General features: G+C 42.1%; 1 protein-coding gene. It reads left to right on the plus strand.

All coding sequences use genetic code 11. The features are described from left to right. Positions 1 to 240 (plus strand): hypothetical protein (locus tag AC6UDG_RS07830; RefSeq protein ID WP_500707010.1); only part of this gene is annotated, 240 nt, incomplete at both ends.

Here is a 240-nt window from a genome sequence, read left to right on the forward strand (position 1 = left end):
GCATAGCACAAGGGATAGGCGGATTTTTCTCATCAATCTGGAGCGGAGCGGGTGAGCTAATCAGCCAGTTTGTAAATTTCTTAGGTGAAAAGTTTAGCTTTGTCACTAACTTCTTCACCGGAATTGGTAATTTTATTGGCGGTATTTTTGATCGTGTCACAGGCTTTTTGAAGAACATAGCAGACAACGGTATTTTAAACATGGTCGTCTCGTTCTTTAGTGATGAAGACACCGTAGCGG

This window comes from Fructilactobacillus sp. X2R1C1, assembly GCF_059901435.1.